This is a genomic window from Bifidobacterium sp. LH_449 (assembly GCF_056356755.1).
Genome location: NZ_JBKEUV010000001.1, coordinates 33,049 through 49,735, shown reverse-complemented (window position 1 = coordinate 49,735; position 16,687 = coordinate 33,049). Strand labels below are relative to the sequence as shown.

The following is a 16,687-nucleotide window of genomic DNA, read 5'->3' as shown; positions in this document are numbered from 1 at the left end:
TGCATATGTGCAATATGCTGATCGGGCAGGGGTTCGATGCACATCGTTTCGCGACGCCGGAAAGCGGCCGCGCGTTGTGGCTGGCCTGTCTGCAATGGCCCGGAGTCGGCATCGAAGGCGATTCCGATGGCGATGTCGCCGCGCATGCGTTGATCGACGCGCTGCTCGCGGCCGCGCATCTGGGGGATATCGGTACGCTGTTCGGCGTCGGAGCGGATTCGTCGGGCGCCGGCATGCATGGCGAGGCCATGCTGCGTATGACGGCGGATCATCTGCGCGAGCATGGATTCGAGCCGGCAAGTGCAAGCGTGGCGGTCGTCGGCAACAGGCCGAAGATCGGTACGCGTCGTGATGAGGCGCAACGGGCGATGTCGGATGCCGTCGGATGCGTGGTGTCGCTGAGCGCGACCACGACCGACGGCATGGGATTCACCGGTGCGGGGGAGGGCTTGGCCGCCATGGCCAATGCGTTGGTGCGGCCGCTGGAATAGCCGCCTGGAACCGGTGCTATCGCTGCAGGACCGATTGGAGGATCCGGGCCAAAGCCCACAGCAGCGTTGACAGGGTGACGATGATGAAGCTCGGCGGCGCCGGGAACATGGCGGACAGCACCAGTCCGCCCCAAATCGATATGAGGCAGATCGCCGATGCGACGATCATCGCCTTCAACGGCGAGCCCGCGATGATGTTCGCGGTCGCCGCCGGCGTGATGACAAGGGCGAAGACCAGCAGCGTCCCCACCGCCGGTACCGCAAGGGTGATCACACCGGCCATGATGGCCATGAACGCGATGTTCATGGCCGCGATCGGCACGCCTTTCGCCTGCGCCACCTGTTCGTCCAGGGAGCTGAACAGCAACGGCCGGTAGATGATCGCGATGACGATGAGCAGCAGCGCGTCGAAGAGGGCGAATCCGACGATCTGTTCGTCGGTGATGGTGAGGATCGATCCGAACAGCACCGATTGCATCTGCTGGGAGGCCGAGCTGGACAGGCGTGCGAAGAACAGGCCCAGGCCCGTCGCGAACGCCAGCACCGTACCGGTTGCGATTTCACGCTGTGAGACTTTTTTGCCCAGCGCGCCGATCACCAGCGCGCCGGCGAGGGCGAACGCCCCCATGCCCAAACTCACCGGCAGGCCCAGCAAGGCCGCGCCCGTCGCCCCCGGGAGCCCGATATGCGCCAACGCGTGGGCGGCGAAAGTCGATTGCCTTGCGATGGTGAAATAGCCCATGACGCCTGCCGCCAGTGCGATGCACAGGCCCGCTTGGAACGCGTTCGCCATGAACGGCGCCGACAGCGTCGTCATCCAGTTCGGGTCAAAAGCGAAGCTGATGCCATCCATATGATTGTCTACTTCCTTTCCGCGTCCGCATGATGATGGAATGCGGCGACTTCGTCGGCGTGATGCATGTCGGGATGCGCCGTATGTTCGTCGTCCGGACTCGGGGTGACGAACATATCGCCTTGTGGAGTGGTGACGACCTGCACCGTCGTGCCGTACAGGTGCGTCAGCAGATTCGCGTCGAGCACGGCGTCCATCGGGGCATAGTGCGGATGTCCGTCCAGTAGATACACGGCTCCGGTGAGGATGGGCAGCAGCATGTTCAGATCGTGCGCGACGATCTGGATGGTCATGCCCAGGTCGTGGCTGAGCTTGGCGAGGATATGGACCATCGAACGCTGGCTTGCCAGATCGAGGTTCGCAAGCGGCTCGTCGAGCATCAGCAGTTCGGGATCCGAGACCAGCGCCTGCGCGATGGCCACGCGCTGCCGCTGTCCGCCTGAGAGCTGGGACAGCCGGTGGCGGGCTTTCTCGTCCATTCCGACGAAGTCCAGGGCCTCACGCGCCCTTGCGCGCTGGAGCGCCGTGACCGGGTGGAAACCGAACCGTGTTCCGGTCAATCCCAGCAATACGGACTGTTCCACGGTCAGGTTCGATTCCGTGTCCGCGATATAGCTTTGCGGCACATATCCGATGCGTTGGTTGGCGGAGCCTGCGGGCTGGCCCAGTACGGTGATCGAGCCTTCGGCCAACGGCAGAAGGCCGAGCTCAGCCTGCATCATCGTGGTTTTGCCGGTGCCGTTCGTGCCGACTATCGCGGTGACGGAGCCTTTGGGAATGCGGAACGTGCCCTGCGACCAGACCAGATGGTCGCCGCGTCGGACGGCGGCGTTGTCGAAGATGATGCAGGACGTGGCGCCGTCGGATGCGTCGCCTTGATGTCCACTGCGCGGCTGAACCATCGTTGCTCCTGAATTGTCAAGGGAATGGGGACTGTCTGCAAGGATTGTCGCAAATGAGGTTGACAATCATTCTCATTTAGGGTGCGGTTTGAGGAGACTGCGATGCGGCAAAAAAATTGGGTTACGGCGAAGACTCCGTAACCCAATTCATAGACCTTCCAATGTCTCCGTCATTCGGACGACATGGGCCGTGCGATGGGAATCACGCGCCGGGATCGGCCTGTCCCGACGTATCCGGAACCTCGGCGTCCGTGCCGTCGTCGGTGACGGCGTCGTCGTGGCCGGCCGTATCCGACGATTCGTCCGAAACGGCCGCATCGTCGAACAGTGTGGCGATGCCGTCGACCAACGAGGCGATCCAATCGGTGAGATCCTGCGCCTCTTCGGGCATCTGCTCGCTGACGTCGAATACCGGAACGTCCGATTTGCCGGCGATGCCGGTGATCATATTCGTGGCGTCGGAGGCCGACTGCGTGTTGTTGATCAGCAGGTCGACGCCGTGGGCTTCGACCAGCGTCTGGAAATCCTGCAGATCCGCCGGTGCGGGCTCGCTTTCCGAAGCCGCCGACTGCGCGTAGCCCTGCGGCGTGGCGTCGGTGAACCCCATGTCGTTGAGCAGATAATAGGCCACCGCCTCGGTCGCGGCATAGGTCGCATCGGGATGGGCCTCGGAGAAAGCCTTCATGGCGTCGGCGAGCTCCTGCTCGCGGTCCTTCCAGTCCTCCAGACGCTGGTCGAAATCGTCCTGCTTGTCCGGAAGGAGCTTGCCGAACGCACTGGCCAGTTCGGTGGCCACGGCATCGCGCGCGTCCTTGGAGAACCACAGATGCGGGTTGTCCTCTTCGGAAGCGCCGACGGTCGACGCGGCGGAAACCGATACGACGTCATCGCCGAGATTCTTGGTGGCCCATTCGTCGTATCCGGCGCCATTGGACACGACGACCTGAGCGGTCTGCAGCGCCGCGACATCCGCGGTGGCCGGCTCGAAATCGTGCGCGTCCACCGACGTGGACGAAAGGATCGAAGTCACCTCAACGTCGTCGCCGCCGATGAGCTCGGCCAAAGAGCCCCACTGATTGACCGAAGCCACCACGACGATGGGCCCGTCGGCCTGCCCGGAGGCCTGCGGGGCGCCGCCTTCCCCGGCCGGCGTCGTTCCGCAGCCGCCCAACGCCAACAGACCGGCGGCGGAAAGCGTGAACAATGCGGTCGCTGCGCGACGGATTCCGCTACTCATGGTTTGCCCTCATTCCTACCCATCGAGTCAGGGGCCATCGGTATCATAATGTTCCCGGACTCGTACGTGAATATCGGATGCATCCACAATAGCCCACAACACGGAGCGAAACGCATAACAGGGGGACGACGCTATGGCCATCGCAATCGACGGAAAACTGGCTGCCTCCAATGTCAGGAAGGAACTGGCCCGGCGGGTCGAGCGTCTGAAGGGCCGCGGCGTCGTCCCCGGCCTCGGGACCGTCCTGGTCGGGCAGGACCCGGGCTCCATGAAATACGTCGCCGGAAAACACGCGGACTGCGCCGAGATCGGCATCGATTCGATCCGTCGGGAACTGCCGGCCGACGCCTCGTTCGAACAGATCGCGTCCGTGGTGCGCGAACTGAACGAGGATCCCGGCTGCACCGGGTATATCGTGCAGTTGCCGCTGCCGCAGGGCATCGACGAAAACGCCATCATCGCGATGATCGACCCGGGCAAGGACGTCGACGGCATGCATCCGTATAATCTGGGCGAACTCGTGCTGCACGTCTCCGGCGAACTCTCGACGCCGCTGCCCTGCACGCCGCGAGGCGTCATCGAATTGCTCGACGGGTACGGCATCGACTTCAAGGGCAAGGACGTGTGCGTTCTAGGCCGGGGCATCACCATCGGGCGGACCATCGGCCTGCTGCTGACGCGGCGCGGCGTCGACGCGACGGTGACGCTGTGCCATACCGGCACGAAGAACATAGAAGAGCATATGCGCCGCGCCGACATCATCGTGGCGGCGATGGGCGTCGCCGGATTCGTGAAGCCGGAAGACATCAAAGAGGGCGCGGTGCTGGTCGACGTCGGCGTCTCGCGCGTATATGACGAGGCCGCAGGCCGTTACCGCATCAAAGGCGACATCGACCCCGCCTGCTACGACAAGGCGTATGCCTATACGCCGAATCCCGGCGGAGTCGGACCGATGACGCGCGCGATGCTGCTGCGCAACGTCGTGGAGATCGCGGAACGATCGGTCGCGTGATTTCCGCGTGGCCCCGCTTTCTGCGATTGCCGCGACACGCCCGAATTTTTTCAGGAATTTTGTGCAGGGCTTCGGTTATCCTTGATTCTTGCTGCTCGTACGGCGAACCGTGCATGCGGCGCGATAACTGAATAACGATTTTATCCATCACTCATTTATGTAAGAACCACATTAATGGCAGAGAACAATTTCGAAGTCACCAAGGTCGCCATCAACGACATCGGCACCGAAGAAGACTTCATCAAGGCAGTCGATTCCACCATCAAGAACTTCGATGATGGTGATCTGGTCGAAGGTACCGTCGTCAAGGTCGATCACGATGAGGTCCTGCTCGACATCGGCTACAAGACCGAGGGCGTCATCCCCTCCCGTGAGCTTTCCATCAAGAAGGACGTCGATCCGGACGAGGTCGTCGAGGTCGGCGACACCATCGAAGCCCTTGTCGTCACCAAGGAAGACAAGGAAGGCCGTCTGATCCTGTCCAAGAAGCGTGCTCAGTACGAGCGCGCCTGGGGCGACATCGAGAAGATCAAGGAAGCCGACGGCGTCGTCGAAGGCACCGTCATCGAAGCCGTCAAGGGTGGCCTCATCGTGGACATCGGCCTGCGTGGCTTCCTGCCGGCATCGCTGGTCGAAATGCGTCGCGTCCGCGACCTGTCCCCGTACATCGGCCAGACCATCAAGGCCAAGATCCTCGAGCTCGACAAGAACCGCAACAACGTGGTCCTGTCCCGCCGCCAGTACCTCGAAGAGACCCAGTCCGAGGTCCGCGAGACCTTCCTCTCGCAGCTCAAGAAGGGCCAGATTCGCGAAGGCGTCGTGTCCTCCATCGTCAACTTCGGTGCATTCGTCGATCTGGGCGGCGTTGACGGCCTGATCCACGTCTCCGAGCTGTCCTGGAAGCACATCGACCACCCGTCCGAGGTCGTCAAGGTCGGCGACAAGGTCACCGTCGAGGTCCTCGACGTCGATCTCGATCGCGAACGCATCTCCCTGTCCCTGAAGGCCACCCAGGAAGATCCGTGGCAGCGCTTCGCCCGCACCCACGTTCCGGGCCAGATCGTCAAGGGCAAGGTCACCAAGATCGTTCAGTTCGGCGTGTTCATCTCCGTCGAAGACGGCATCGAAGGCCTCGTGCACATCTCCGAGCTGGCCAACCGCCACGTGGAGAACCCGGAGACCGTCGTCAAGCCGGGCGAAGAGGTGTTCGTCAAGGTGATCGACGTCGACCTGGATCGTCGTCGCATCTCCCTGTCCCTCAAGCAGGCCAACGACTCCGTTGATCCGGCTTCCGAAGACTTCGATCCGGCCCTGTACGGCATGCCGGCCGAGTACGACGAAGACGGCAACTACAAGTATCCGGAAGGCTTCGACCCGAACACCAACGAGTGGATCGCCGGTTACGAGAAGCAGCGCGAGGAATGGGAATCCCAGTACGCCGCCGCTCACGACCTGTGGGAAGAGCATAAGGAATTCGTCGCCAAGGAGCTGGAGAACGCAGCTGCCTCCGCGGCCGAAGACGGCCAGGCCGCCAAGGAAGAGAAGGTCGAAGAGGTGTCCAACTACTCCTCCGAGAACACTTCCACCGGCACCCTCGCCGATTCCGATCAGCTCGCCGCCCTGCGCGACCAGCTGCTCGGCAAGTGAGTTTTCCCTACGGAGAGCGACTTCGCATTAACCGACTAGTCTAGCCGGCTGCTGTGTGGCCCCTCATCCTTTTCGGATGAGGGGCCACACGCATATTTCGCCATGCACGGTTCAAGCGCCGTTGCCCGTCACATGCCAGGCACGGTAGTATGACGGTGTGATACGAGTGGGACTGACGGGCGGCATCGCCGCGGGCAAAAGCACGGTATCGGCGCGCCTGCGCGAACTGGGCGCTGCCGTCATCGATTACGACCGGCTCGCACGTGACGTCGTGGCTCCGGGAAGCGCGGGCCTGAAACGCATCGAAGAGGCCTTCGGGCCGGACGCCATCAGCGAGGATGGCACGCTGAACCGCCCATGGATGGCCGAACACGTGTTTTCCGCATCCGCGCCCGAAGGCGCGCGAGAACGCCTTGACGCAATAGAGCATCCTCTTATCTACGAGCTGGCGGCACAAAGGGAACTGCAGGCGGTCGCCGAACATCGAGACGTCATCGTGCATGATGTGCCGCTCCTGGCCGAAGTGATCGACGCCATCCCGTTCCGATTCGACCGCATCATCACCGTGGAGGCGCCGGAAACGGTGCGTGTGCGGCGTATGGTGCGGACACGCGGCATGAGCGAAGAGCAGGCTCTCGACCGCATCCGGCACCAATCCTCACAGGCGGCGCGCCGAGCCATCGCCGACGCCGTCATCGATTCGACGCAGCCGAAGCATGTCATGCTGCAGGCCGTGGAAGCAATCTACAAGCATTGGGGAGACCATCATGGGATTTAACATCGAGCGCACCGACAAGCCCTTCGTCGTCAAATCGCCGTACAAGCCGAGCGGCGACCAGCCTCAGGCCATCGAAGAGCTCGCGCGCCGCATAGAGGACGGCGAAAACGACGTCGTGCTGATGGGCGCGACCGGCACCGGCAAGACCGCGACGACGGCATGGCTTATCGAACGCCTGCAGCGCCCGACGCTGATCATCGAGCCGAATAAGACGCTGGCGGCGCAGTTGTGCGCGGAATTCCGCGAGCTTATGCCCGACAACGCCGTGAGCTATTTCGTGAGCTACTACGACTACTATCAGCCGGAGGCGTATATCCCGCAGACCGATACGTATATCGAGAAGGATTCCAACATCAACGACGACGTGGAGCGCCTTCGCCATGCGGCCACGGCCAATCTGCTGACACGCCGCGACTGCGTGGTCGTCGCCACCGTCAGCTGCATCTACGGCCTGGGCACGCCGGAGGAATACGCGGGGCGCATGCTTCTGCTGCGCCAGGGCCAGCAGATCGACCGCGACCAGCTGCTGCGCCAATTCGTCTCCATGCAATACAAACGCAACGACATCGCGTTCACGCGCGGCACGTTCCGCGTGCGCGGCGACACCGTCGAAATCATTCCCGTCTATGAGGAGCTGGCGGTACGCATCGAATTCTTCGGCGACGAGATCGACCGCATCTGCACGCTGCATCCGCTGACCGGCGACGTGATCGGGGAGGAGACGGAAATCCACATCTTTCCCGCCTCGCACTATGTGGCCGGTCCGGAACGCATGGAACGCGCGCTGCACACCATCCAGGAGGAGCTGGACCGGCGTGTGGCCGAATTGCGCAAGCAGGGCAAGGAGTTGGAGGCGCAGCGTCTGACGATGCGCACCACGTACGACCTGGAGATGCTCGCCCAGGTGGGCGTGTGCTCCGGCGTGGAGAACTATTCGCGGCATTTCGACGGGCGTGAGCCGGGGACGCCGCCGCATACGCTGCTGGATTTCTTCCCGGACGATTTTCTGCTGGTCATCGACGAATCCCACGTGACCGTGCCGCAGATCGGCGCGATGTACGAAGGCGATGCCTCCCGTAAGCGCACGCTGGTCGAACATGGTTTCCGTCTGCCGTCCGCAATGGACAATCGTCCGCTGAAATGGCCGGAATTTCTGGAACGCGTCGGCCAGACCGTGTATCTGTCGGCGACGCCCGGCGATTATGAGATGGGCCTGTCCGACGGCGTGGTCGAACAGATCATCCGACCGACCGGTCTGGTCGACCCGCGGATCGACGTGCGCCCGGTCGAGGGACAGGTCGATGATCTGCTGGCTGAGATCAAGGATCGCGTGGCGAAGGGGGAGCGCACGCTGGTCACGACGCTGACCAAGAAAATGGCGGAGGACCTGACCGATTATCTTCTGGAGCGCGGCATCAAGGTCGAATATCTGCATTCCGACGTCGACACCCTTCGGCGCGTGGAATTGCTGCGGGAACTGCGTGAAGGCAAGATCGACGTCATCGTCGGCATCAATCTGCTGCGAGAGGGCCTTGACCTGCCGGAGGTGTCGCTTGTCGCGATCCTCGACGCCGACAAGGAAGGATTCCTGCGTTCCTATCGTTCGCTGATCCAGACGATCGGCCGCGCCGCGCGAAACGTCTCGGGCACCGTCATCATGTATGCCGACGAAATCACCGACGCCATGGATAAGGCCATTGAAGAGACGAATCGTCGCCGTGACCGCCAGATCGCCTACAACAAGGAGCACGGCATCGATCCGAAGCCGCTCATCAAGAAGATCAGCGACGTCAACGACATGCTCGCCAAAGAGGACGTCGATACGCAGACGCTGCTGGCAGGCGGATACCGTAATGCCGGCAAGGCCGGAAACACGCATCTGGGCGTGCCGTCGGCGAATGAGGACGAGATGCGCAAGCGCCATGAGCGGATCGTGAAGGCCGGTCTGCCGGCGCAGGATCTGGCCGATCTGATTCGCCAGCTGTCCGAACAGATGCATACCGCCGCGGAACAGCTGCAATTCGAATTGGCGGCGCGCCTGCGCGATGAGATCCGCGATCTGAAGAAGGAATTGCGGCAGATGACGGAGGCGAAACGCTGATCCGTGCCGACGGGCGGCGCGTGCCGCCGATGACGTCTTCTGCGGCCGTGAGCGGGCGAGTTGTATGCCCTCGGCGTAAGCTAGGTGCTTATGTCAGAGACTCCAGTTGCTTTTATGGTTGCCACATTCGTGGTGTTGGCGATTTTCTTCGTCGTTGATCTGTTCGTCGTCGGACGCAGGCCGCATGTTCCTTCCACGAAGGAATGCGTGCAGCATATTGGGTTCTTCGTCGTGATGGCGTTGATCTTCGGCGCCCTTGTATGGGCGGTCTCCGGCCCCCAGCCCGCGATCGAGTTCTATTCCGGCTGGCTGACCGAATATTCGCTGAGCCTGGACAACCTGTTCGTGTTCGTCATCATCATGTCGAATTTCGTCGTGCCCAAGGAAATGCAGAAATACGTGCTGAGCGTCGGCATCACGATCGCCTTGGTCTTCCGCGGATGCTTCATTCTGGTGGGAGCCGCCATCATCTCGCGTTTCACCTGGGTGTTCTTCCTGTTCGGCGCGTTCCTGATCTTCACCGCCGTCAAGTTGGTCATCGGCGGCGACGATGAGGAGGAGTATCACGAGAATGCGCTGATTCACGCGTTGCGCAAGGTGGTGCGCATCACCGACGAATACGACGGCGAGCATCTGCGCACGGAAAAGGACGGCGTGAAGTATTGGACGCCGATGCTGATCGTGTTCCTGACCATCGGCACCACCGATGTGATGTTCGCGTTCGATTCGATTCCCGCGATCTTCGGCCTGACCAAGGATCCGTTCATCGTGTTCACCTCCAATGTGTTCGCGTTGCTCGGCCTGCAGCAGCTGTACTTCCTGCTCGGCGCGCTGCTTGACAAGCTGGTCTATCTGCCCGTCGGCCTGTCTGTCGTGCTCGGCTTCATCGGCGTCAAGCTGATCATGGAGGCGCTGCACGGCAATTCCCTGCCGTTCATCAACGGCGGCGACCCGGTCGAATGGGTGCCCGAAGTGCCCACCTGGCTGTCGCTCGCCGTCATCGTCGTGGCGATCGGCGGCGCGGCGCTTGCCAGCGTGATAAAAATGCGTTCTTTGCAATCGAAAGGCAAGTAAGTGCGCCAAAGCGTTGCCGCAGTAAGGAAATCCTTTTCCCGAAAATGATGTGAGCGCTCACAACACACCTTTTGCCCGGTGTGACTGATCGCAAAAAAACTAGTAGACTAAAACTCGAACAGGGGCTATCCATGCCCCTACCAAGAAGAATAGGATAGGCAGGCATTCATGCGTAAAGCCAAGATCGTAGATACCATCGGTCCCGCTACCGAATCTCTTGAGAACCTCACCAAGATCGTCGAAGCGGGCATGGACGTCGCTCGACTCAACCGCTCCCACGGTACTCCTGAAGATCACCTGCGCGTGTACAACAACGTTCGCGAAGCGGGCAAGGCCACCGGCCGCAACGTCGCAGTTCTGGTTGACCTGCAGGGCCCGAAGATCCGCTGCGGCTGGTTCAAGAAGAACGCCGAAGGCGAAGACAAGGTCTATCTGACCGAAGGCCAGGAATTCGTCATCACCACCGATGACATCGAAGGCGACGAGCATGTCACCTCCACCACCTTCAAGGGCCTGCCGGGCGACTGCCATCCGGGCGATCCGATCCTGATCGACGACGGCAAGGTCCGTCTGGAGGTCACCAAGGTCGAAGGCAACAACGTGCACACCAAGGTCATCGTCGCCGGACCGGTCTCCAGCCACAAGGGCATCAATCTGCCGGGCGTCGCGGTCTCCCTGCCGGCCCTGACCGAAAAGGACGAGGCCGATCTGCGCTGGGCCATCCAGACCGGCGCCGACATCATCGCGATGTCCTTCGTCCGTTTCGCCACCGACATCGATCGCGCCCATGAGATCATGGACGAGGAAGGCCGTCGCATCCCGGTCGTCGCCAAGATCGAAAAGCCGCAGGCTCTCGAAAACCTCGAAGACATCGTCAAGGCCTTCGACGGCATCATGGTCGCCCGTGGCGACATGGCCGTCGAATGCCCGCTGGAAGAGGTCCCGCTGGCCACCAAGCGTTGCATCGAACTGGCCCGCCAGTACGCCAAGCCGGTCATCGTCGCCACCGAAGTCCTGGGCTCCATGGTCAACTCCCCGGTCCCGACCCGCGCTGAGGCCTCCGACTGCGCCAACGCCGTCCTCGACGGCACCGACGCCACGATGACCTCCAATGAAACCGCCGTCGGCAAGTATCCGGCCGAGACCGTGAACACGATGAGCCGCATCTCCAGCTTCGCAACCGAACATGGCTTCGACCGCATTCCGACGCTGAAGAACCTCGACATGTCCTCCACCGGCGCCGTTTCCTCCGCCGCCGTGGACTTGGCCGACAAGCTCAACGCCAAGGCCATCGTGGCCTACACCCAGACCGGCGCCACCGTGCACCGCGTCTCCCGTGAACGCCCGGCCACCCCGATCTTCGGCCTGACCAACAACGAGCATACCTATCACTGGCTGGCTCTGAGCTGGGGCACCGAAGCCTTCCTGCTGGACGAGGACTATCACGACAAGTCCCGCAAGGACCTGATGATCTTCACCGACAAGGTTCTGAGTGAAGTCGGCAAGGTCTCCGACGGCGACAAGATCGTCGTGCTGAGCTCCGCCCAGGGTGAGCATCAGCCGGGCCGCACGGATTCCATCTACGTGCACACCGTCGGCACCTGCGACTGATCGTCCGAAAGCGATCGCTCGTAAGTAGCCCCGTATGATTGTGGCCCATGCCGGTGAAGGCATGGGCCACAATCATACGGGGCTAACGGCATCCATGCGTTCCGTACGTATATGCGTAAAAACGTGTTGTGGGCGCTGCGGAACTGTTCGCAGCGCCCACAACACGTATGCTGCACGGTTTTTGGAATCGGCTGGGTCAGCCTGCGTTTTCCGGATCATCGATAACGCCCATCGGCGCGGAATGCGCGCGAAGAATGGCGATGATCGTCTTGGAATCGATGATGGTTCCATTAAGGACCATGTCATACGCTTCGTCCACGGTGTACAGGCGGACCTCGGAACGTGGCGTCTCGGGGCCGAAATCGCCGCGCCCGACCGGAGTCAGGCCGGTGGCGAGAAACAGCACGGTATGCTGGTCGGAGAAACTGGGCGTATTGACATAGCGGCTGAATTGCGTCAGATGCTTCGCCTTGAAGCCCGCCTCGTCGCGCAGCTTGCGTTCGGCGATCTGCAAAGGCCGTTCGTTCGGCGTAACCGCATGGCCGGCCGGAATCTCCAACGTCCAACGATGCGTGGGGATGCGGTATTGTTCGACCAACGGAATGCGGCCATCGTCGGTGACGGCCAGCACGCCCACGGTGTCCCCGTTGTTTTCGTGCACGAGATAACGTTCGAAATGCCCGACGTCGTTGGAATCAAGCACCACATGATCAACATTGAAATAGTGGCTGGTGATGATCTGATGACGGGACTCCTCGCTTACCGGGGCGGGACGCCATGGATCGAACCGGCGGTAGGTTTTGTCGCTCATAGAGCCTCCTTGATGGGGTCAGTGCAACCTATCCGATATTGTAGATGAGCCAAGTCGCAAAGCGTGGGAGGCTTCGCCGTTTCTCTTTGCGGATTTTCCGTTCCGTCCACGTTGCGGCGACACGCTGTTTTGCGAGTGTTGGAGAATGTGGTATCTTAATCGAGTTGCTTGCAACGCCCCTGTATCCCAATTGGTAGAGGAAACAGCCTCAAAATCTGTGCAGTGTGGGTTCGAGTCCCACCGGGGGCACCGGTCCAACGAACGTCCGCAGTCGGGTATCGCCCGCTGCGGGCGTTTTGCTTTCCGCGGCCATGTTCGACGCATCCGCACTTTCTTATGACTGCGAATTGAATCCAAGGAGGCATTCGATGTTCGTCAAGCTGGCCGAAAGGCGCCATTGGAGGCTGAAGGGTGAGCCTGTCCGGCTGGAAGGCGGCCTCATGCACAAGATGTACAGGATCGATACGGATCAGGGCGTCTATGCGGTGAAGCTGCTGAATCCGTCCGTCATGCAACGCGATTCGGCCATGGCGAATTACGCGCGTGCGGAGCGGCTTGAGTTCCTGCTGGAGGCGCACGGCATCCCGATCCTCCCCGCGTTGTCCTTTGATGGGAAGAAGATGCAGGAAGTGGACGGGGCATATTGCTACGTGTTCGACTACTATCCCGGAAGGCCGCTGGCGGACGGCGAGATAACGGAACGTCATTGCGAGGCGGTCGGGAATGCCCTCGCCGGCATTCATGGCGTGGACGGAAGGGCCGAATGCGACGTTCGCCCAGAGACATCCATTGACTGGGACTTCTACCTTGCCATGCTGGACAAGACCGATGTCCGGCTGTATGGGATTCTGAAGAACGCCATGCCTGTGATCCGGGACGGTCAGAGCAGGGGCGATCGGGCGGGCAGGCGGCTGCCCTCCGTCATGTCGATCTGCCATAACGACATGGATCCCAAAAACGTTCTTTGGAACGGGGAGGATTATCGCATCATCGACCTTGAATGCCTGTCCTACGGCAATCCGTCCCTGGAATTGCTCAATACGGCGCTTTGCTGGTCGGGATATGAAAGCTGCCGGGTGGATTTTCGCCTGTTCCAGGCGTTTCTGCGAGGGTATGCGGATGCGGGCGGGCGACTGCCGGAGGATTGGGAAACCCTGTACGACTGCGACGACGGCATGCTGGCGTGGCTGGAATACAGCATACGGCGCGTTCTGGGCATCGATTGCGAAGACGATGAGAGGGGAGTCGGGGCCGAACAGGTCGAGCAAACCGTTCGGCGCATCATCTACCGTTCGAAGATGAAGAGGCGGGTGCTTGAACATTGCGTCGTATGACCCGTCCCATTATGACCGCAGTTCACGCCGGAGCCCGTGCCCGTGAAATCCCGTGCGCTGTGTTCTTGCCAACCGCGGGCACGCCGTTCTACAGTGGTTGCCATGACTGATGCTGCACATGATGCTTACCGCTTGCCCGCAGGATTCGAAGGCTGCCCGAAGTTGCGGCCGGTGGTGGAGGCCACAAGCGCGCTCGATCGCGTTCGCGCCGTTGTGACGGTTCTCGCGGCTCCGGGAGGATGCCCGTGGGATGGCGGGCAGACCAGCCGCACGCTGTTGAAGAACCTCATCGAGGAGACTTACGAATACGTCGATACCGTGGAGGCGGACGACAGGGAAGGCATGCGTGAGGAACTGGGCGATTTGCTGCTGCAGTCGGTGTTCCAGGGCGTCGTCTGCCAGAAGGACGTCTCGGATCCGTTCACGCTTGACGAAGTGTGCGATCGGCTTGTCGACAAGCTCATTACGCGTCATCCGGCGGTGTTCGCGCCTGATGCCGACACGGCGGATGATGCCGAGCGGTCGCCGCAGGAGGTGCTGCGGCTTTGGGACGAGATGAAGCGCAAGGAGAAGCATCGCACTTCGGTGCTTGAAGGCATTTCGCAGTCGCAGGGCGCGTTCCTGCGTGCGGCAAAGGTGGTCCATCGCGTGGCCGGCTCCGAACGCGCCGACGAATTGGAAGCCGCATTCGATGCGGCGCGATCCGAGCGGTCGGACGCCGTCGCCGACGATGTCCTCGCGCTCATCCGCCGTGCGGACGCCGATGGCATCGACGTGGAGGCGGCGTTGCGTAATCGGCTGCGTGCCGTCGAGGCGGCGATCGTCGAAATCGAGCATCGTTGATGCCGGATGGTGCGGCGGGTCCGGGAAGACACCCGTTTTCCTGTCGGCTGCGCTGCGGTTCCGCGTGATATGGCGGAGCGGGGCGGACGTATTGGCGTCCGCCTTTTTTGTTGTAGCGGATTCGTGGCGCGGACGGAGGGTTAGGGCTTCCGCGTCTTTCGCCGGCGGTTTGAGGGGAATCCGGAGCGCTGGCGGTTCCGTGTCTGTCCACTTTTTGACACTCCATTTGTCAAACGTTTGACGGCAAACGTTTGGCGTTATATAGTCAAAGGCGTCGAAAGGCATAGGAGCCATAGGGAGAAGAATTCATAGGATGCCGTTTTTCTGTGGTTCTTGGCCGATATGAGACGTAATGCACATCGAAAAGGAGAAGACATGAGACGCAGTGGTCTGTGCGGAATACGCTCCGCAATCGCCGCGGGCACCGCCCTGGCTCTGGTCGTGCCATTGGCTGCATGCGGAGACAGCCAGGAAGCGACCGTCGACGAGCAGGGCAAGCCGATCGTCCGTATCATGGTCCGGCGCAACGTCACCGACAATCCCATTGAGGACATGGGGTACGACGATGAATTGGAAGCGGCCTGCGATTGCACGATCGAATGGTCGGAAGTCGATGACAATTCGTGGGGCCAGTAGAAGGCGCCGCGAATGGCCGCCGGGGAGTTCCCCGACATCGGTCTGACGTTGTACGACTACACCGACGTCAGCCGTTTCTATTCGGAATTCCTTGATCTGGCCCCGTATCTGGACAAGATGCCGAACGTCAGGAAATTCTTCGACGAACGCCCCGTCGCATTGAAGATGGCGCAGGACGGCGACAAAATCTACAACATCCCATCCGATCGAGGCAAAGGCTATCGAGTCTCGGCCACCCACATGTTCATCAACAAGACATGGCTGGATGATCTCGGACTTGAAGTGCCGACGACGTGGGACGAGTTGGAGACGGTGCTTGAAGCGTTCAAGACCCGGGACCCGAACGGCAATGGCGAGGCCGATGAGGTCCCGATGAACATCCGCAGCCTCGGGTTCGGATTGTGGAGCGCCCTCGTACTGCTCAACTCCACCGGCATCGCCACCAGCTTCATGGGGACGTCGGCCTCCAGCCAAGGCTTTTACGTGGAGGACGGCGAGGTCAGAAGCTACTACACGTCCGAAAACCTCAAGGATGTGCTGACCTTCCTGCACGAACTGGTCGAAAAGGGATTGATCCCGAAGGATTCGCTGACGCGTGACGCTTCACAATATGACGCCCAGACCATCGGGGACGGGAAGACCGCCACCACAGGCGTCTCCATCGGCTGGTCCACAAACAGCGAGTACGGGCAGCTCGCCGACCAATACATCACCCTGCCCCCGCTGAAACAGGACGCATCGATGTCGGACGGCGACGTCAAGTGGGATTATTCGGCGGACGCCACCGAATTCGCCTATTCGGTCACGGTGTCTCCCGACGCCCCGAACCTCGACGCCGTGCTCAAGGTCGTCGATGCGATGTACGGAGAACGCCTGTCCGTTGAAGGCTACTTCGGATCCATCCCGGCGGTGGTCGGCGACGACGGCGACCACCAGTACACCATCGACCCGGAAGTCGCCTATGCCGAATACACCGACACGCGTGCGGTGGCGCTGCAGGACCGTTTCGGCGGGTACATCCCCGACGAGGTGACGATAGTCAACGACACGAACGCCGAATACGTGATCGCCAGCAATAAGGCATGCGAAGAGGCGCTCGCCAACGTCGACCCGACAGGCGACGTGATCCCGATCTATGTGCGTCCCGACAGCTCCGACATGGAGACGCTGCAGAACAACAACACCTCGATCGGCAACTACGCGAACAACATGATCGCCCAATGGTTCCAGAACGGCGGCATCGACGAACAATGGGACGACTACATCAAGAAGCTGAATACGCCGAGCCTGGGACTGCAGGAAAACATCGATATTTGGCAGAAGTACTACGACGAGGCCACCAAGTGACCGGGCCGGA

At 61.3% G+C, this 16,687-nt stretch carries 15 protein-coding genes and 1 tRNA gene; 12 read left to right on the top strand and 4 right to left on the bottom strand.

Going from position 1 to position 16,687, the window contains the following annotated elements:
• The first annotated feature begins 14 nt into the window (after nt 1-14).
• Nucleotides 15-491, top strand: coding sequence for a 2-C-methyl-D-erythritol 2,4-cyclodiphosphate synthase (locus AC1AX7_RS00215; RefSeq protein ID WP_476508377.1), 477 nt, complete (start codon nt 15-17; stop codon nt 489-491).
• Nucleotides 492-507: 16 nt separating this feature from the next.
• On the opposite strand, the gene AC1AX7_RS00210 is transcribed toward AC1AX7_RS00215, so the two are convergent.
• The 3 genes from AC1AX7_RS00210 to AC1AX7_RS00200 form a co-directional block, all read right to left on the bottom strand.
• A complete protein-coding gene (locus AC1AX7_RS00210; protein ID WP_476508103.1) occupies nt 508-1,344 on the bottom strand; it encodes a metal ABC transporter permease in 837 nt (278 codons plus the stop codon).
• A gap of 8 nt (nt 1,345-1,352) precedes the next feature.
• Complete coding sequence (locus tag AC1AX7_RS00205; RefSeq protein WP_476508102.1) at nt 1,353-2,246, bottom strand: ABC transporter ATP-binding protein; 894 nt, start codon at nt 2,244-2,246, stop codon at nt 1,353-1,355.
• A 202-nt stretch (nt 2,247-2,448) separates the two neighbouring features.
• A complete protein-coding gene (locus AC1AX7_RS00200) occupies nt 2,449-3,483 on the bottom strand; it encodes a metal ABC transporter solute-binding protein, Zn/Mn family (protein ID WP_476508101.1) in 1,035 nt (344 codons plus the stop codon).
• Nucleotides 3,484-3,616: 133 nt separating this feature from the next.
• On the opposite strand from AC1AX7_RS00200, the gene AC1AX7_RS00195 reads away from it, so the two are divergent.
• From AC1AX7_RS00195 to pyk, 6 genes are all read left to right on the top strand, one after another.
• Entirely contained in the window at nt 3,617-4,495 is an 879-nt protein-coding gene (locus AC1AX7_RS00195) for a bifunctional methylenetetrahydrofolate dehydrogenase/methenyltetrahydrofolate cyclohydrolase (protein WP_476508100.1), read from the top strand.
• 174 nt (nt 4,496-4,669) lie between these two features.
• Nucleotides 4,670-6,142: a 30S ribosomal protein S1 gene (gene rpsA / locus AC1AX7_RS00190; RefSeq protein WP_476508099.1), complete on the top strand. Its 1,473-nt coding sequence runs from the start codon at nt 4,670-4,672 to the stop codon at nt 6,140-6,142.
• Nucleotides 6,143-6,299: 157 nt separating this feature from the next.
• Nucleotides 6,300-6,920, top strand: coding sequence for a dephospho-CoA kinase (gene coaE / locus AC1AX7_RS00185; RefSeq protein WP_476508098.1), 621 nt, complete (start codon nt 6,300-6,302; stop codon nt 6,918-6,920).
• Nucleotides 6,910-9,021 (top strand): excinuclease ABC subunit UvrB, encoded by a 2,112-nt coding sequence (gene uvrB, locus AC1AX7_RS00180; RefSeq protein ID WP_476508097.1) that lies wholly within the window; start codon nt 6,910-6,912, stop codon nt 9,019-9,021. Before coaE ends, uvrB begins: the two co-directional genes overlap by 11 nt.
• 90 nt (nt 9,022-9,111) lie before the next feature.
• Complete coding sequence (locus tag AC1AX7_RS00175) at nt 9,112-10,095, top strand: TerC family protein (RefSeq protein WP_476508096.1); 984 nt, start codon at nt 9,112-9,114, stop codon at nt 10,093-10,095.
• 168 nt (nt 10,096-10,263) lie between these two features.
• Complete coding sequence (gene pyk / locus AC1AX7_RS00170) at nt 10,264-11,706, top strand: pyruvate kinase (RefSeq protein ID WP_476508095.1); 1,443 nt, start codon at nt 10,264-10,266, stop codon at nt 11,704-11,706.
• 196 nt (nt 11,707-11,902) lie between these two features.
• Here the strand turns inward: pyk and AC1AX7_RS00165 are convergent, their stop codons facing one another.
• Complete coding sequence (locus AC1AX7_RS00165) at nt 11,903-12,517, bottom strand: NUDIX domain-containing protein (RefSeq protein ID WP_476508094.1); 615 nt, start codon at nt 12,515-12,517, stop codon at nt 11,903-11,905.
• Nucleotides 12,518-12,692: 175 nt separating this feature from the next.
• On the opposite strand from AC1AX7_RS00165, the gene AC1AX7_RS00160 reads away from it, so the two are divergent.
• The 5 genes from AC1AX7_RS00160 to AC1AX7_RS00140 all read left to right on the top strand — a co-directional run bounded on the left by AC1AX7_RS00160 (nt 12,693) and on the right by AC1AX7_RS00140 (nt 16,677).
• Nucleotides 12,693-12,766: transfer RNA gene (locus AC1AX7_RS00160), tRNA-Leu, on the top strand.
• A 119-nt stretch (nt 12,767-12,885) separates the two neighbouring features.
• Nucleotides 12,886-13,851, top strand: coding sequence for a phosphotransferase (locus AC1AX7_RS00155; RefSeq protein WP_476508093.1), 966 nt, complete (start codon nt 12,886-12,888; stop codon nt 13,849-13,851).
• A gap of 102 nt (nt 13,852-13,953) precedes the next feature.
• The gene (locus AC1AX7_RS00150; protein WP_476508092.1) at nt 13,954-14,694 is read left to right on the top strand and encodes a MazG nucleotide pyrophosphohydrolase domain-containing protein; all 741 of its coding nucleotides are present in this window, start codon (nt 13,954-13,956) and stop codon (nt 14,692-14,694) included.
• A 375-nt stretch (nt 14,695-15,069) separates the two neighbouring features.
• Nucleotides 15,070-15,330 carry a hypothetical protein gene (locus AC1AX7_RS00145; RefSeq protein WP_476508091.1) on the top strand — a complete coding sequence of 87 codons (261 nt, stop codon included), beginning with the start codon at nt 15,070-15,072 and terminating at the stop codon, nt 15,328-15,330.
• 12 nt (nt 15,331-15,342) lie between these two features.
• Nucleotides 15,343-16,677 (top strand): type 2 periplasmic-binding domain-containing protein, encoded by a 1,335-nt coding sequence (locus tag AC1AX7_RS00140; protein ID WP_476508090.1) that lies wholly within the window; start codon nt 15,343-15,345, stop codon nt 16,675-16,677.
• Nucleotides 16,678-16,687 lie beyond the last annotated feature (10 nt).